The organism is Paraburkholderia edwinii, assembly GCF_019428685.1.
Lineage (GTDB): Bacteria > Pseudomonadota > Gammaproteobacteria > Burkholderiales > Burkholderiaceae > Paraburkholderia > Paraburkholderia edwinii.
The window spans coordinates 3,592,640-3,609,225 of the sequence record NZ_CP080095.1 but is presented as its reverse complement, the minus strand read 5'-3'; the positions used below and the strand labels follow the sequence as shown (position 1 = coordinate 3,609,225).

At 63.2% G+C, this 16,586-nt stretch carries 15 protein-coding genes; 12 read left to right on the top strand and 3 right to left on the bottom strand.

The genetic code is table 11. The annotated features are described in order from the left end of the window. The first annotated feature begins 203 nt into the window (after window positions 1-203). The 4 genes from KZJ38_RS15935 (at window position 204) to waaA (ending at window position 5,300) form a co-directional block, all read left to right on the top strand. Window positions 204-1,598, top strand: a complete 1,395-nt coding sequence (locus tag KZJ38_RS15935) for a phosphomannomutase/phosphoglucomutase (protein ID WP_219797075.1) — start codon at window positions 204-206, stop codon at window positions 1,596-1,598. Between the two features lie 211 nt (window positions 1,599-1,809). Then, complete coding sequence (gene waaC, locus KZJ38_RS15930) at window positions 1,810-2,829, top strand: lipopolysaccharide heptosyltransferase I (RefSeq protein WP_219797074.1); 1,020 nt, start codon at window positions 1,810-1,812, stop codon at window positions 2,827-2,829. Window positions 2,830-2,941: 112 nt separating this feature from the next. Continuing rightward, window positions 2,942-3,826 carry a Kdo hydroxylase KdoO gene (gene kdoO / locus KZJ38_RS15925; RefSeq protein ID WP_219797072.1) on the top strand — a complete coding sequence of 295 codons (885 nt, stop codon included), beginning with the start codon at window positions 2,942-2,944 and terminating at the stop codon, window positions 3,824-3,826. Between the two features lie 145 nt (window positions 3,827-3,971). Next, window positions 3,972-5,300: a lipid IV(A) 3-deoxy-D-manno-octulosonic acid transferase gene (waaA, locus tag KZJ38_RS15920; protein WP_219797070.1), complete on the top strand. Its 1,329-nt coding sequence runs from the start codon at window positions 3,972-3,974 to the stop codon at window positions 5,298-5,300. A gap of 137 nt (window positions 5,301-5,437) precedes the next feature. On the opposite strand, the gene KZJ38_RS15915 is transcribed toward waaA, so the two are convergent. The 3 genes from KZJ38_RS15915 to KZJ38_RS15905 all read right to left on the bottom strand — a co-directional run bounded on the left by KZJ38_RS15915 (window position 5,438) and on the right by KZJ38_RS15905 (window position 8,611). After that, a complete protein-coding gene (locus KZJ38_RS15915; protein ID WP_219797069.1) occupies window positions 5,438-6,319 on the bottom strand; it encodes an alpha/beta hydrolase in 882 nt (293 codons plus the stop codon). 2 nt (window positions 6,320-6,321) lie between these two features. Continuing rightward, window positions 6,322-7,119, bottom strand: coding sequence for a DUF4118 domain-containing protein (locus KZJ38_RS15910; RefSeq protein ID WP_219797067.1), 798 nt, complete (start codon window positions 7,117-7,119; stop codon window positions 6,322-6,324). 238 nt (window positions 7,120-7,357) lie between these two features. Further along, window positions 7,358-8,611: a glycosyltransferase gene (locus KZJ38_RS15905; RefSeq protein ID WP_219797065.1), complete on the bottom strand. Its 1,254-nt coding sequence runs from the start codon at window positions 8,609-8,611 to the stop codon at window positions 7,358-7,360. Window positions 8,612-9,020: 409 nt separating this feature from the next. Here KZJ38_RS15905 and KZJ38_RS15900 point away from each other — a divergent pair, with 409 nt between their 5' ends. The 8 genes from KZJ38_RS15900 to KZJ38_RS15865 all read left to right on the top strand — a co-directional run bounded on the left by KZJ38_RS15900 (window position 9,021) and on the right by KZJ38_RS15865 (window position 16,554). Then, window positions 9,021-10,256, top strand: coding sequence for an urea ABC transporter substrate-binding protein (locus tag KZJ38_RS15900; RefSeq protein WP_219797064.1), 1,236 nt, complete (start codon window positions 9,021-9,023; stop codon window positions 10,254-10,256). A gap of 66 nt (window positions 10,257-10,322) precedes the next feature. Next, window positions 10,323-11,192 carry an ABC transporter permease subunit gene (locus tag KZJ38_RS15895; RefSeq protein WP_219797062.1) on the top strand — a complete coding sequence of 290 codons (870 nt, stop codon included), beginning with the start codon at window positions 10,323-10,325 and terminating at the stop codon, window positions 11,190-11,192. A 24-nt stretch (window positions 11,193-11,216) separates the two neighbouring features. Further along, window positions 11,217-12,272, top strand: a complete 1,056-nt coding sequence (locus tag KZJ38_RS15890) for a branched-chain amino acid ABC transporter permease (protein WP_246641495.1) — start codon at window positions 11,217-11,219, stop codon at window positions 12,270-12,272. After that, window positions 12,269-12,979 (top strand): ABC transporter ATP-binding protein, encoded by a 711-nt coding sequence (locus tag KZJ38_RS15885; RefSeq protein ID WP_219797058.1) that lies wholly within the window; start codon window positions 12,269-12,271, stop codon window positions 12,977-12,979. Before KZJ38_RS15890 ends, KZJ38_RS15885 begins: the two co-directional genes overlap by 4 nt. Then, the gene (locus KZJ38_RS15880) at window positions 12,976-13,683 is read left to right on the top strand and encodes an ABC transporter ATP-binding protein (protein ID WP_219797057.1); all 708 of its coding nucleotides are present in this window, start codon (window positions 12,976-12,978) and stop codon (window positions 13,681-13,683) included. The genes KZJ38_RS15885 and KZJ38_RS15880 overlap by 4 nt, the downstream gene beginning before the upstream one ends. A gap of 13 nt (window positions 13,684-13,696) precedes the next feature. Beyond that, the gene (locus KZJ38_RS15875; protein WP_219797055.1) at window positions 13,697-14,683 is read left to right on the top strand and encodes an acetamidase/formamidase family protein; all 987 of its coding nucleotides are present in this window, start codon (window positions 13,697-13,699) and stop codon (window positions 14,681-14,683) included. A 64-nt stretch (window positions 14,684-14,747) separates the two neighbouring features. After that, entirely contained in the window at window positions 14,748-15,902 is a 1,155-nt protein-coding gene (locus tag KZJ38_RS15870; RefSeq protein WP_219797053.1) for a transporter substrate-binding domain-containing protein, read from the top strand. 1 nt (window position 15,903) lies between these two features. Continuing rightward, a complete protein-coding gene (locus KZJ38_RS15865; RefSeq protein WP_219797051.1) occupies window positions 15,904-16,554 on the top strand; it encodes an ANTAR domain-containing response regulator in 651 nt (216 codons plus the stop codon). The last annotated feature ends 32 nt before the right edge of the window (window positions 16,555-16,586 follow it).

Below are 16,586 nucleotides of genomic sequence, written 5' to 3'. Positions count from 1 at the left end.
ATCAGCACGGTCAGGCGCGCCATTTGCAACCGCAACTTTACAATCGGGACGCGTCTAGGCATTAGAATAGGACGAGTAGGCGTTCGCTAAAAAACGCAATTATAAGTTGGAACCGGACCGCTTCCGGCAAGGTGCAGACGCGACCACGTCATGCGCCGGACAAAATTTCCATTGCACTTCATTGCACGTAAGTGAGCCTATCCATGATCTCCCAATCGATTTTCAAGGCGTATGACATCCGCGGTGTGATCGGCAAGACGCTCGATGCCGATACGGCGCGTTCGATCGGCCGCGCATTCGGCAGCGAAGTGCGCGCGCAGGGCGGCGATGCGGTCGTCGTGGCGCGCGACGGCCGCCTGTCGGGCCCGGAACTGATCGCGGCGCTGTCCGAAGGCTTGCGTTCCGCCGGTGTCGACGTGGTCAATGTCGGCATGGTGCCGACACCGGTCGGCTACTTCGCGGCGAGCGTGCCGTTGAAGCTCGCGGGCGGCGAGCGGCGCGTCGATTCGTGCATCGTCGTGACGGGCAGCCACAATCCGCCCGACTACAACGGCTTCAAGATGGTGTTGCGCGGCGCGGCGATTTACGGCGACCAGATCCAGGCGCTTTACAAGCGCATCGTCGACAACAAGTTCGACTCCGGCAGCGGCAGCTATGCCGACTACGACATCGCCGATGCCTACATCGATCGCATCGTCAGCGATATCAAGCTGGCGCGGCCGCTGAAGATCGTCGTCGATACGGGCAACGGTGTGGCGGGCGGTCTCGCGCCGCGGCTCTTCAAGGCGCTCGGCTGCGAGCTCGTCGAGCTCTTTACCGAGATCGACGGCAACTTCCCGAATCACCATCCGGACCCGGCGCACCCCGAGAACCTGCAGGACGTGATTCGCGCGCTGAAGGAAACGGACGCCGAAATCGGCTTCGCGTTCGACGGCGACGGCGACCGTCTCGGCGTGGTCACGAAGGACGGCCAGATCATCTATCCGGACCGCCAGCTGATGCTGTTCGCCGAAGAAGTGCTGTCGCGCAACAAGGGCGCGCAGATCATCTACGACGTGAAGTGCACGCGTAACCTCGCGACGTGGGTGAAAGAGAAGGGCGGCGAGCCGCTGATGTGGAAGACGGGCCACTCGCTCGTCAAGGCGAAGCTGCGTGAGACCGGCGCACCGCTCGCGGGCGAGATGAGCGGCCATGTGTTCTTCAAGGACCGCTGGTATGGCTTCGACGACGGCCTGTACACCGGCGCGCGCCTGCTCGAAATCCTCGCGCGCGTGAAGGATCCGAGCGCACTGCTCAACAGCCTGCCGAACTCGCACTCGACGCCGGAGCTTCAGTTGAAGCTGCAGGAAGGCGAAAACTTCGAGCTGATCGCGCGTCTGCAGAAGAACGCGAAGTTTCCGCAAGCCGACCAGGTCGTGACGATCGACGGGCTGCGCGTCGAGTATCCGGACGGCTTCGGCCTCGCGCGCTCGTCGAATACGACGCCCGTGGTCGTGATGCGCTTCGAGGCCGATAACGATGCGGCGCTCAAGCGCATCCAGGAGGACTTCCGCCGCGTGATCATGGCGGAGAAGGCGGACGCGAAGCTGCCGTTCTGACGGTTCGAGGCGAGGCGGGCGCGGGTTATTCGCGCTTCGTACACGCTTCGTCCACGCGTTGTTCCGCTTCGTCCCGACCTGACGGTTGAAAGGCCGCACAAACAGGCCGCACAAACGCGGCGCGAGTCCACACGGACCGCGCCGCGTTTTTTCATGGTTTTTTCGCGCGGCGCGATAGAATTGCGTCCTTTCAACGTACCGTGATGCCGGAATGACCGGCACCCCCTCCTTGAGCGCGCAAAAGATACTGATCGTACGGGTGTCATCGCTGGGCGACGTCGTGCATAACATGCCGGCGATTGCCGATATCCGCCGCCGCCATCCGGACGCGCAGATCGATTGGCTGGTCGAAGAGAGCTTCGTGGGGCTGGTCGAGCTCGTGCAGGGCGTGCATCGCGCGATCCCGGTGTCGCTGCGGCGCTGGCGCAAAAAGCTGTTTTCGCCGGCCAACTGGGCCGAGATCCGCGCATTTCGCCGCGCGCTGGCGGCCGAGCACTACGACCTCGTGATCGACTGCCAGGGGCTGATCAAGACCGCGTGGCTCGCGCGGATGGCGCGTGGGCCGGTGGTTGGGCTCGGTAACCGCACCGACGGCGCCGGCTACGAATGGCCGGTGCGCTTCTTCTACGGCAAGCGTGTGCCGATCGAGCCGCGCACGCATGTGGTCGAGCGCACGCGCCAGCTCGTGGCGGCCGCGCTCAACGACCCTGCGCCGCAACCCACAGACGAAATCGACTTCGGCATCGACGTCGGCCGCGCGTCGCTGGCGGTCTCGCAGGCGCAACTGAACCTGCCGGTGCCGTATGTGGTGTTCGTGCACGCGACGTCGCGTGAGGACAAGCAGTGGCCCGACACCGCATGGATCGAGCTGGGCCAGTCGCTCGTGCGGCGCGGTGCGTCGCTCGTGCTGCCGTGGGGCAGCGAGGCCGAGCGCGCGACGAGCGAGCGGCTCGCCAAAGAGTTCGGCGCGGCCGCGATCGTGCCGCCGAAGCTGTCGCTGCCGGCCGTGGTGGGCCTGCTCGAAGGCGCCGCCGCGACGGTCGGCGTCGACACGGGCCTTGTGCATATTGCCGCAGCGCTCAAGCGGCCGACGGTCGAGTTGTACAATTTCGCGACCGCGTGGCGTACGGGTGGCTACTGGTCGCCGAATGTGATCAATCTCGGCACGGCCGGCCAGCCGCCGACGCTGCAGGCGGTGAAGAGCGCGCTGGCGGGCTTTGGTCTGCTGTAAGAGCCTTTGCGATACGGCCGGCGTATGCCGGGAGACGATCACCCCGGCTTAACCCCGCTTAACGCGCCGCACACGCTACCTACGCTTCATCCGCTGCAAAAGAAGGGCGACCATGAACGAATCCCAGATCATTGAAGTGACAAGCGGCGACTGGCAGGCGCAGAACCTGTCGGTGGCGCGCGAAACGCTGCTCGCGGGCGTCGAGCGCGGCAAGGTGCTGTATTTCCCGAATCTGCGTTTCGCGATCGAAGGCGGCGAAACCGCGCTGCTCGATCCCGCGATCGCCGATCCGAACCGCAAGAACATCAGCCTCGAAGCGAACGGCGGGGCGCTGCATGGCGTGCTCGGCGACACGGTCACGCAATCGGCGGTGCGTGCGCTGATCGCGCGCTACCAGACCAATGCGCGCACGCTGGTCGACGGCCTGTTTCCCGAGTACCGCAACAAGCTGCGCGTCGCGCCGACGAGCCTGCGGCTGCATCAGGTCGAAACGCGCCAGACCTCATGGCGCAAGGACGACAGCCGCTTGCACGTCGATGCGTTTCCGTCGCGGCCGAACTACGGCGAGCGCATCTTGCGCGTGTTCACGAATGTGAATCCGCACGGTACGCCGCGCGTCTGGCGCGTCGGCGAGCCGTTCGAAGCCATGGCGAAGCGCTTTTTGCCGCGCATCAAGCCGCAGATGCCGGGCGCCGCGTGGCTGTTGAACCTGCTGCACGTCACGAAGTCGCCGCGTAGCGAATACGACCATCTGATGCTGCAATTGCACGACGGCATGAAAGCGGACCTCGAATACCAGAAGTCGTCGCCGCAGGAGACGATGCCGTTTCCGCCGGGCAGCGTCTGGGTGTGCTTTTCGGATCAGACCTCGCATGCGGTGATGTCCGGGCAGTTCATGCTCGAGCAGACGTTCTTCCTGCCGGTCAAGTCGATGGCGCAGCCCGAATGCGCGCCGCTTGGCATTCTCGAGCGGCTGCAGGGCCGGGCGCTGGTTTGACGGGCGGCGCTCGTGGATTGCGGCGTTGCGGCGCTGCCGGCGCCGGTGTGCGGCACTGCAGTTTGCTGCGGCGGATATTGCGAGGCCCGGCGATGCTGGCCTGCTTCGATGGCCGCTCATGCTTCGATGCCTTTGTGGAGGCGCGATGCTAAGAGCGATCTATAACGCGCTCTGGTGGATCGCCGCGCCGGTCGCGGTGGCGCGCCTCATGTGGCGCTCGCGCAAGGAGCCGGGCTACCGCCGGCATATCGGCGAGCGCTTCGGCCGCGGGCGCGCACGTCTGCCCGAAGACGACGCGCCGCTGATCTGGGTGCACGCGGTATCGGTCGGCGAGACGCGCGCCGCGCAGCCGCTGATCGATGCGCTGATCAAGGCGCGCCCCGACGCGCGCATTCTGCTGACCCACATGACGCCGAGCGGCCGTGCAACGGGCGAGCAGATCTTCGGCGACCGCGTGCTGCGCTGCTACCTGCCTTACGATTTGCCCCACGCGGTGCGGCGCTTTCTGCGCGCGTGGCGGCCGTCGCTCGGTCTTGTGATGGAGACCGAAGTATGGCCGACGCTCATCGACGAATGCCGGCGCGCCGACGTACCGCTCGTGCTGACCAACGCGCGGATGTCGGAGCGCTCGTACCGCCGCGCGGCGCGTTTCGGGCATGCGACGCGCGATGTGTTCGGCGGCTTTGCGCGTGTGCTGGCGCAAAGTCCATCCGACGCGCAACGGCTGACCGCGCTCGGCGCGCGCAACGTGACCGTGCTCGGCAATCTGAAGTTCGATATGCATACGCCGCCGGAACTTGTGGCGCGCGGCCATGCGTGGCGCGCGGCGATCGGCGAGCGTCCGGTATGGGTCGCGGCGAGCACGCGCGAAGGCGAAGAAGAACTCGTGCTGCAGGCGTTTGCGGCGCTGGCGATCGACGACGCGTTGCTGGTGCTTGTGCCGCGCCATCCGCAGCGGTTCGACGAAGTCGCGGCGCTAGTGGAGCGTCAAGGCATGCGCATCGAACGGCGCTCCGGGTGGGCGCCGGCCGGCGCTGCTGCGGCCGCGCTTGAGCCGGTGCAGCCGTTGCCGCGTGATGTGAAGGTGCTGCTCGGCGATTCGATGGGCGAGCTCGGCGCTTACTATGCGGCGTCCGACGTGGCGTTTATCGGCGGCAGTCTGTTGCCGCTGGGCGGGCAGAATCTGATCGAGGCGTGTGCGGTCGGTCTGCCGGTGCTGATCGGCCCGCACGTCTTCAACTTCACGCAGGCGACGGCCGATGCCGTTGCGGCCGGCGCGGCGATTCAGGTGAAAGACCCCGCGGACCTCGCGCGCGTGCTGCGCGAACTGTTCAATGACAAACCGCGCCGCACGGCGATGGGCGCCGCGGCTTCCGCGTTTGCCGCGCGACATCGTGGGGCAACGGTGCGCACGGTGGATGTGCTGACGACGTTGTTGCCGGAGGATCCGGCGCCGGTGTTGGCGGGGGAGTGACGTACGGTGCACGGGCCAGCAAGCCTGGCCCTTGAACGTAGACCGTACCGCTCGACACACTGCCGGCGTCTGGCACGCCGCACGCAGTTCCCACCGCAAGCGCAACGCAGGCATCCGCTCGATATCGTCGCGCGCTTTTATGCTTTGCCCGCCACGGTGGCCAGTTGCCTCAGGCGCCGCGCAAGCGCGCGCGACACCACTGGCGTTGGATTGCTGCTTGCCGCCGAGGTTGCCTCGCTTTCGCGCAGAAAGAGCGCACATTCGCGCGCGACGACCTCGCGTTCGTTGTCCGACGTGATCATATGGTACGAATCGTCGAGCCAGATAGTGCGAAGGAACGAAGCCTCAACGTTCGATTCGACAAAGCGTGCGTTATGCGGACTCGATGTTTCGTCGTCGATTGCGTGGACGATCAGGCAATCGGCGGTGATGCCCTTCAGCGTGTTGCGCATCGAGGCGGCAAGACGCCTGGCTTCGTGCAACGCCGCCATCGAAATGGAAGCCGGTCCCACCTCGCTGATTTCGTTTTTTTGCATTGCCCGCGCGATCTTTGCGCGCAATGCCTCGTTGCGCAGGCCGTACGGCTCGTGCTCGCGATAGCGGTAGCGTGAGCGCAGCGGCGTGTAGTAGAGGCAGTCGAACATAAACAGGTACCACGGAATTGCCCAGCCGTCGTAATCGAGTGTGATCGATAGCAGCAGCAGGGCGCGCGCGGCCGGGCGCCGTTGCACGACTGCTGCGGCCAGCGTGGCGCCCATCGAAAGGCCACACACCGAGACGTGGCGATATTGCGCGGCAAGCGCGTCGAACTGCGCCACCGCTGCGTTGATCCACTGCTCCATCGGCTGATGTCCGGTACCCGCGCTATAGCCGGTCAGTTCCGGTGTGTGCGTGGCGAAGCCCTCGTCGGCGAGAAAGCGCGCGAGGAAGCGCATTTCCAGCGGTGAGCTCGACAAGCCGTGCAACAGCAGGACCGTGTGATCGCTGTTCTGGGCGGTAGGGAACGGAGGCGCTTTCATGATCAGTCGTTCGCGCGCAGGACCAGAAATTCGCCGGACGTCGTCATGAAGCGGTCGCATACGCATTCGACGGGCCGCCACCCGTGTCCGGCCGACAGAAAGCGCATGCGGTGAAGGCCCGGCACGAGCCGCTCGGTGACGCGCGCCAGGTCCTCCTGATGCACCTGCGAATGCTTCGCACCGTAAGCGACGCCCACCCGAAACGACTGGTCGTCGATGATGCCGCTCGGGGTCGCGGTCGCCGCCGCGGCGAGGAAACTGCCGGGCGACAGACTGTTCGCGGAATCGAGCGCCCTGATCAGGATCAGCGAGCGGTTGTGCTGCGCGATGTAGTGGAGCATGCGCCGCATCTCATCCGTGGCGCGCCGTGCGAGCAGGCGCTCGTTGTCGTGACGCAGCAGCATTTCGTAGCGCGACTGGGACACGGCGGTCAGCAGTTGGGCGCGATACTGCGCGCGCTTGAGCCGCTCGACCAGCGTGATCACAAGGATCGTGACGAGTGAATACGAGATCAGCAGCCAGAGGTCCGCCTGGTTGATGATCTCGGGACGCCTATAGGGCGGAATAAACAGGTAGTCGGCGATGCAAAGGCCGGCGAGCATCACGCAAACCGCCGGCGCGATGCCGCAATAGTACTCGACGAGGATAGCGGCGATCAGGAAGCTGGTTTCCGGCATGACAGGGCCGAGCAGCGGATGCAGCGCTGCCCGGATCGAGACGGCGGCAAACAGTGCAGTAGCTGCGATGACCCACCGGTTTCCGCCATGCGGTGCCCACCGCCGAGCATTCCTGACTTCCATTTGTTTGACAAAAAGGTGGCTTCGCGTGGGTAGTGACGCTACAAATGGGTATAGCGTATTACTTTAGTGTGCCTGATGATTTCTGTCGATGAAGATTTTCATGGGGCGCGTGCACATGAAATTGCGTCGATGAAGGGAGCGGCGTCCGGCATAAATCGCGGACATCCGTATGGATGCCCAAGGAAGCAGAGATCCGACGTGCAGGAACCGGGGGCGATAAATTTATCGCAGTCTGCGCTTAGCTTCTGGCCGGACTCTGCGCTGCTGCCTTTGCGGACTGGTGACCACGCCGCACAGCGAGAATGTCGGTGACGCACGCGGCAAAGCGCCGGTTGCTCTGCTCGATCCCATAGTGCTGCGCACGCGCCAACGCGTTCGCGGTCATCGTGTCGCGCAAGGCGGCGTCGGTGACGATACGGGTGAGCGCATCGGCCATTGCATCCACGTCGCCGATCGGCACAAGCATGCCGGCGCGGCCATCATCGAGAATCTCGCGCGGGCCCGTCGGGCAGTCGGTCGCAACGATCGGCTTGCCGTGCGCGAGCGCTTCGAGCAATACCATCGGCATGCCTTCGTAGCGTGAGCTCAGCACGTGTGCGCGAGCATTGGCGATCAGCGCATGCGGATTGTCCTGATGACCGACGAAATGCACGCGCGGCGCGATGCCGAGCTGCACCGCGAGTGCTTCCAGTTCCTGCTTGAACGCACCGTTGCCGACGATCACAAGATCGTCTTTGACATCACTGTCTTCGATCATCTTCGCGTACGCGTGCAACAGCGTACGGTGATCTTTCTGAATCTCGTCGAGCCGCGCGACGGACACGATGTACGGTGCCGCAGTCGGCGCTTTCGTTGCATTCGGCGCGCTGGCCGACGCGCGAATCGCATCGATATCGATCGCATTCGGCAGCACGACGAGCCGGTGCAACGTATCGCCGAACATCTGCTTTGCTTCGTCGGCCATATGCTGGTTCAGCGCGATCACCGCGTCGTAACGCGCGTACTGCAGCGCGAGACGGCGCGCCTTGCGCGGACGGTTGCCGAGACGCGCGTCGAAGCTGAAATGATTGACGCCCAGCCACGCGATGTCGAATTGCGAGGCCCAGCGCCGCAGCGACATATCGAAGTCGACGATTACATCGTGGCGCTTCGCGAGCGCCGCGATGCGCCTCCTGATGTGCGGGCGCACGGCGAGCGTGTTGAACACGTCGCGGCCGATGCGGCCGGGCTTGCTGAGCTTACGTGCGTAACGGCGCGACTGGAAGTAGTTGAGCCACGGGCGGTCGACGAGTATTTCGACCTTCACATCCTGCGGAATCAGCGCGCGAAAGCGGCTCACGAACGCCGGCGACGCGTACATCACCGCGAGCGTGATCTCGAAGCGGCTGCGATCGAGGATGCTCAGCCATTGCATCAGCGAGGACTCGATGCCGCCGTCGTTGAAGTCGACGACGTTGAACAGAACGGAAGTGCGCAGGGCCGTTTGGGGCATGGGTCTGTGGAGCGTGAGTCGATGCCGGGGGTGAAGCCGATGTAAAGCCGGTGTGTGAAGCCGATGCGTGCAGGAATTTGTAATGCTTCGCGATATTTTAGCATCGGGCGGTGGGCGCCTCAGTGATGCCCGCAGGTCCGTTCTCACGGTTCCCGGTCCCTGGCAGCGCGCGAAGATCATTACTTAGTTCTGGACATGAAATGCATCCGGCGCCGATCACGCCGGCGATTTTTGACCGCCGTTGACAAGAAGAAATACGGCGCTTTAGACTCCAGCCATCCCCCGTGGCTTGACAATGTTGTCCGCCCGGGATGCGGCATGGAAGCCCCCTGACGAACCAGCGGTTCGTCAGGGGGCTTTTTTTGTCCAAATTTTCCCTTGGTCTGGCGTCTACTTCTGGAGAATCCGCATGTTGCTGAAGCTGTCGGGCTGGATGCGTATGGCCCTTACTGCAGGACTCGCAGTCACTTCGCTCGCGGCAAGCGCCGCTGATCCCGTGAAAATCGGCTTGCTCGAAGATGCGTCCGGTAACTTCGCACTGGCAACCATTCCAAAGATCCACGCGACGGAACTCGCCGTCGATGAGATTAACCAGAAAGGCGGCATTCTCGGACGTCCCGTGAAGCTGATCGCCTACGACACCCAGTCCGACAACACCAAATTCCAGGAGTTGGCGCGGCGTCTCGTTCAGACGGACAAGCCGGACGTGATTTTCGGCGCGTTCTCGAGCGCATCGCGCGAAGCGATTCGCCCGATCATGGACCGTGCGCATCAGCTTTACTTCTACGACAACCAGTACGAAGGCGGCGTATGCGACACCACCACCTTCGTGACTGGCGCGGTGCCGGAGCAGCAGTTCTCGACGCTCCTTCCGTGGATGATGCAGAAGTACGGCAAGAAGGTGTACACGATCGCCGCCGACTACAACTTCGGGCAAATCTCCGCCGAATGGGTGCGCAACATCGTCAAGGAAAACGGCGGCACGATGGTCGGCGAGGAATTCATTCCGTTGTCGGTTTCGCAGTTCGGCCAGACCATCCAGAACATCCAGAAGGCCAAGCCCGATTTCGTGGTCACGCTGCTGGTCGGCGCGAATCAGGCGTCGTATTACGAGCAACAGGCCTCGGCGCATCTGAATCTGCCGATGGCGAGTTCCGTCAATGTCGGTCAGGCGTATGAGCACAAGCGCTTCAAGGCGCCCGCGCTCAAGGACATGTATGTGACGGCGAACTACGTCGAAGAAGTCGACTCGCCCGCGAGCAACGATTTCAAGAAGCGCTTCCACGCGAAATTTCCGAACGAGCCGTACATCAACCAGGAAGCCGCGAACGCCTACGACGCGATCTATCTCTACAAGGCGGCGGTCGAAAAGGCCGGGACGACGAATCAGGACGCGGTGCGCAAAGCGCTCGAGAGCGGCAACATCTGCACGGACGGCGAGCAGGGCAAGGTCTGCATCGATCCGAAGAGCCATCATGCGAGCCATACGATCTATCTCGTGCATGTGAACGCGGATCACTCCGTCGACATTCCGAAGGTCTGGGCCGACGTGCAGCCGTATTGGCTCGGCAAGGTCGGTTGCGATCTGCCCAACAAGCCCGATCATCGCCAGTACACACCGTCGAATCTGCCCAAGAAATCCTGATTCAGGCCGGCGCGCTGCCTCGCAACGAGGATGCGAGCGCGCCGGCTTCCTGAAAGTGGAGCCAGCATGGCCACGCTATCGGTTCTTTACTCGCTCATCTATCAGTTCGGCGACAGCTTTGCGTATCTGGTCCTCGCGGCGCTCGGGCTGGCGGTGATCTTCGGCATGATGGGCGTCATCAATCTCGCGCATGGGGAGTTCATCATGTGCGGCGCCTATGTCACGATCATCGCGGCCAAGCGCGGTGTGCCGCTCCCGCTCGCGATGCTGCTCGGCGCGATTGCGGCGGCACTCGCGGGTGTCGTCATCGAGCGGCTCGTGATTCGTCACCTCTACGACCGGCTGTTCGATTCGGTCGTGGCGACATGGGCGATCAGTCTGATCGTGCAACAGACCATGCTGCTCGTGGCCGGTCCATCGCTCGAAGGCATCGGAACGCCATTCGGATCGTTCTCGCTCGGCGACTATTCGTTTTCGACGTATTGCGCCGTGCTGCCCATCATCGCGCTGTTGATTCTGTTCGGGCTTTACCTGCTGTTCTTCAAGACGAATTACGGCGTCTGCGCACGCGCGACCATCCAGAACGCGAACATCGCGCGATGCCTCGGCTTGCGCACGGACCGGCTCTATACCCTGACCTTCGCGCTCGGCGCGGGGCTTGCCGGACTCACCGGCGCGCTCTATGCACCGACCATGACGGCCGTGCCCACGATGGGCAGCAACTTTATCGTGCAGGCGTTCGTGTCGGTGGTGGTCGGCGGCGCCAACGTGATCGCGGGGACGACGCCTGCCGCGGGCGTGCTCGCGATCATCCAGACCGCGCTCACGGCGTCATACGGCCAGTTGATCGGGCAGATCGGCCTGCTGGTGACAGTCATCGTCGTGATCAGGCTGATGCCGCAAGGGCTCGGCAACCTCTTCACCCGCTTGCGATAGGAGACGGACGTGAAGCAACGGCACGTGACTCCGACGAACGCCGCGACGCGCACGCTACGCTACCTGCCATGGCTCGTCGCATTGTGTCTGCCGCTCTTCGTCGATGCCACCACCAGCGGCAATCTCGCGTACTGCCTGCTATGGGCGTTCAGCGCACTGGGGCTCGCCGCGATGTGGGGCTATGGCGGCATCCTGTCGTTCGGGCAGACGGCATTCTTCGGCCTGTCCGGTTACAGCTACGGCATCTTCACGCTCAACTATGGCGACGCCTGGTTCGACTCGTGGCTCGGTCTCGGCGCGGGCCTGGCCGTGAGCGTGGTCGTTGCGGCGCTGATCGGCTACATGATTTTTTTCGGGCGCATCAAGGGCGTGTTTATCGGCATCGTCACGCTATCGGTGACGCTCGTGCTCGAAACCTTCATGGCACAGACGGCGGGACCGCAATGGACGATCGGCGAAGCGCGGCTGAACGGCTACAACGGCATGGGCGGCATGCCCCAGCTGACCATTCCCTGGCCAGGCGGACCGCTGACGATCGAGAACACGAGCTTCTATTACCTCGTGCTGATTTTGCTGCTGGTGGTCTACGCAATCATGCGCAGATTGCTCGACGGCACGTTCGGCCTCACGCTCATCGCGATTCGCGAGAACCCGCAACGCGCGGAGATGCTGGGCGTCGATATTCGACGGCATCAACTGCTCGTCTTCGTGCTGGGTTGCACGTTGGGCGGATTGTCGGGCGCCCTGTACACGATCTGGGGTTCCTACATCACGCCATCGACGATGGGCCTCACTGCCGCCGCGATGCCCGTGATCTGGGTAGCGACGTCCGGCCGCTCGAGCCTTGGCGGCGCCATTCTCGGCACGGCGTTGCTAGTGTGGCTGTCGCAGAACCTCGCGATATACGGCAGCCAGTACGCGTTGATTCTGCTCGGCGCGATTCTGCTCGTCGTCGTGCTCGCTGCACCGGAAGGCCTGCTGCCGTTCATCACGCGGCATCTGCGGCGCGTCGCGAAACGCGTTGACGCTAGCCGGCACCGGCGCAGCACCTGCCTGAAGCACGAGGAGGGCCAATCATGACCACGCTGCTGGAAACCCGCGGGCTCAAAAAGCACTTCGGCGGCGCGCAAGTAATCAACGGCATCGATTTCAAGATCGACGCGGGGGAGATCCGCTGCGTGATCGGGCCGAACGGCGCCGGCAAGAGCACGTTCTTCAAACTGATCACGGGCGAGCATCGGCCCTCTGAAGGCAGCGTGCTGTTTCTCGGTCAGGATATGAGTCATGTGCTGCCGCATCAGCGCATCCGCATGGGCATGAGCATCAAGTTCCAGATTCCCGGCGTGTTCCCGGATCTGAGCGTGCGCCAGCATCTGCAACTTTCGCTGCATCGCGCCAGGGACGACCGGCCTGAAAGCCTCGATGACCTGCTGCAGCGCTTCATGCTGCAGGACGAGGCGCACGTGCCGGCGCGCCATCTGTCGCACGGCAAGAAGCAATGGCTCGAAATTGCCATGGCGGTATCGCTGCGTCCAAAGCTGCTGTTTCTCGATGAGCCGGTGGCGGGCATGTCCGTCGAGGAAACGCATGCGACCGGCGAGCTGGTCAAGCGCCTGTCGGCAGCAGGTCTGACGATGATGGTGGTCGAGCACGACATGACCTTCGTCAGGCAGATCGCGTCGCGTGTGACGGTATTGCATGGCGGTTGCCTGCTCGCGGACGGACCGCTCGAAGAAATCCTCGCGCGCGACGATGTCGCCGAAGTCTACCTGGGGAAGAAGAAATGAGCGCGCTGCTGCAGGTGTCGGGCGTGGAAGGCGGCTATGGCGGCGGACGCGTGCTCAACGGCGTATCGTTCACCGTCGATAAGGGCGAGGTGCTTGCGCTGATCGGCCGCAACGGCGTCGGGAAAACCACGTTGATGCGTGCGCTGATCGGCCTCGTCGCGCTCGATGCGGGAAGCATCGCGCTCGACGGCGAAGCCATCGGTGCGGCCAAGCCGGACGTGCGCGCGCGCAAGGGCATCGGCTATGTGCCGCAAGGCCGCGAAATCTTCGGCGCATTGACCGTGGCGGAAAACCTTCAGGTCGGCGCGCAGGCCAATCGCGCGCAGGCGGCCCGAATGAAGGAGAAAGTCGTCGGTTACTTTCCTATACTGAAGAACCGCTACGAACAGAAAGCCGGCACGATGAGCGGCGGAGAACAACAGCAACTCGCGATCGCGCGCGCGCTGATCAGCTCCCCTAAGGTACTGCTGCTCGATGAACCCTCGGAAGGCATTCAGCCTTCGATTGTCGATCTGATCGGCGAGACGCTGCTGCAGGTCGCACGCGAGACAGGCATTGGCGTGGTACTCGTCGAGCAGGACATGGGCATGGTCGAACGGATTGCAACGCGCTGCTGCGTGATGGATAAAGGCCGTATCGTCGACACATTGAGCCCCGCCCAGCTTGGGGATGAAGAACTGATTCGCCAGTACCTGGCATTGTGACGGAGAGCAGAATATGAAATGGCTTGAAGAATCGATCATGATGAAGCGAGGTGTCGGCGCCGATCGTGAACCGGTGGAGCATCATCTGACCGAGAAGATGCAGAAAACGTATCACTACACGATCGGACCATACTCGCAGCCGGTGTTGAATGTGAAGCCAGGCGATCGCGTCGTGGTGGAGACACGCGATGCGTTCGAAGGGAAGATCAAGGAAGAGACAGACAAACCGTCCGAGGTTCTGCAGGTGCCGTTTCTGAATCCGCAGAACGGGCCGATCATGATCGAGGGCGCGGAAAAGGGTGATGTGGTCGCCGTGTACATCGAGAAAATGGCGCCGCGCGGGCCCGATCCACATGGCTTCTGCTGCATGATCCCGAACTTCGGCGGACTGACGGGTACCGATTACACCGCGCTGCTGAACGAGCCATTGCCCGAGGTCGTGCGCAAGATCAGGATCGACGAAGAAAACGTGTACTGGAGCAAGCGCCACACGCTGCCGTACAAGCCGCATATCGGCACGCTGAGCCTGTCGCCGGAGATCGATTCGATTAACTCGCTGACGCCCGATTCGCATGGCGGCAACATGGACGTGCCCGATATGGGCCCGGGCAGCATCACGTACCTGCCGGTGCGCTCGCCGGGCGGGCGGCTCTTTATCGGCGATGCGCATGCATGTCAGGGCGATGGCGAAGTATGCGGGACGGCCGTCGAGTATCAGAGCACGACGACAGTGCGCGTCGACCTGATCAAGAAGTGGAAAATCGACTGGCCGCGGCTTGAGAACGAGGCTGCGCTGATGAGCATCGGCAGCGCGCGGCCGCTGGAGGACGCGACGCGCATCGCGTATCGCGAGCTGGTGCTGTGGATGGCCGCGGACTACGGCTTCGACAAGTGGGACGCGTACATGATGCTGAGTCAGGTCGGCAAGGTTCGCCTCGGTAATTTTGTCGATCCAAAATATACGGTAGGCGCGATGGTCGCGAAGCACTACCTCAAGTAGAACAATTACGTTACACCGATAAGGCGCGGGGCCTCGCTCCGCGCATTCAAGGGCGTTCTATCACATGGCTCTGTCCGATCCTGTCCGAGTGGGCCTGTTATGTTCGGCGAGCGGCTCGACCGCGTTGCTCGAGCAGTCTCAATGGCGCGGCGCCAGCCTTGCCATCGAGGAAATCAATGCACGCGGCGGCATCGACGGACGTGAGCTGGTCGCCATTCACTACGATCCCTGCTCGGATCCAGCGGTGTTTCGCGAGCTTGCCGAGCGGCTGATCGTTCACGACGGCGTGAACGTGATCTTCGGCGGGTATACGTCCACCAGCCGCAAGGCGATGCTGCCTGTGGTCGAGAAGCACAACCGGCTGCTGGTCTACTCTCAACAATACGAAGGCTTCGAATACTCCGACAACATCATCTATAGCGGCGCTTCGCCGAACCAGAACGGCGTCCAGCTCGCGGACTTCATGGCGGAAACCTTCGGCGCCCGGGTCTATTTCGTCGGCTCGAGCTACGTGTACCCGTATGAATGCAACCGCACGATGCAGGAGCTGCTGCTTCAGCACCCCGAGGGCGCGATCGTCGGCGAGCGCTATCTTCCGCTTGACGCGACGCGCGAGCAGTTCACGCAAATCATCGCGGACATCAAACGCAAGGCGCCGGACTGGATCTTTTGCACGGTGATCGGCGCGACCGTCCCTTATCTGTACGATGCCTATGCACATGCGGATCTCGATCCGGCGAAGTTGCCGATCGGCAGCCTCAACACGTCGGAGACCGAGATTCACGCGATGCAGCGCGGCATTGCAGCAGGACATTACACGGCCGCCCCGTATTTCCAGAGCATCGACACGGACGAGAACCATCGTGCGGTGCGGCATCACCAGGCGCGCTTCGGCGCCGACATGCCCGCCGACATGAACTGGGAGGCGGCGTACTACCAGATGCATATGTTCGCGGAGGCCTGCGCACGCGCGGGCTCGGACGAGATCGCGGCGATCATGCCGCAACTTCTCGGTTCGGAATTCGCGGCGCCGCAAGGCCGGGTGCGCATCGATCCGGTCAATCACCACATGGCGCTCTACCCGCGCATCGGCCGCGTCAGGCCGGATGGGCAGTTCAACATTCTGCGCGAATCGAAGTTTGCGGTGGTTCCCGATCCGTATATGACGCGTCAGACGCTCGGGGACTGGGTCACGAAGTTGAGCACGCGGGACTACTAACGTGAGCGTACGAGCGGACAGGGGCCAACGCAGCCTGACGGGTTCGATCCTCGAGCGCCATGCGCGGGTGGTCGTGTTCCATCCGGACGACGACGACGGTTTGACGCTGACGAACCACCTGCGGCGCATGGGGTTCCAGGTGGAGCGATGCTGGCCGCCGCTGCAGACGCTGCCCGATCGGACCGATCTGGTGTTTCGCGCGTTGTTGCCGGAGGAGCGCGCGCTGAAGGGCGAGTGGTCCGGGCCGGACTCGCCTCCGGTAATTTGCGTGGTGGCCTACGAAAACCCCACCTTTATCGATCAGGCGATCAAGATGGGCGCGGACGGCATCGTGACTACGCCGATTCGCGCCTCGGGGCTGCTGTCCACCGTCGTGATGGCGCTGTATCACGCGAAGCGCGCGCGTCAGCATGTGCAGCGTATCGCGCGGCTCGAGCAGAAGCTGCTCGACAGCCGTCATCTGCAGGAAGCCAAGGGCATTCTGATGACGATGCATCGTGTCAGCGAACGGGACGCATACGACATGTTGCGTGCGCAGGCGATGGAAAAGCGCGTGACCATCGATGACATCTGTCATTCGGTCATTCAGGCGGGCGAGGTGCTGCAGATCAAGCGCGGTCTCGCCTCGGCGGATCACCGCGAAGAAGACTAGGGAGCGTTCACACCGTTATTTCCCAATACGCA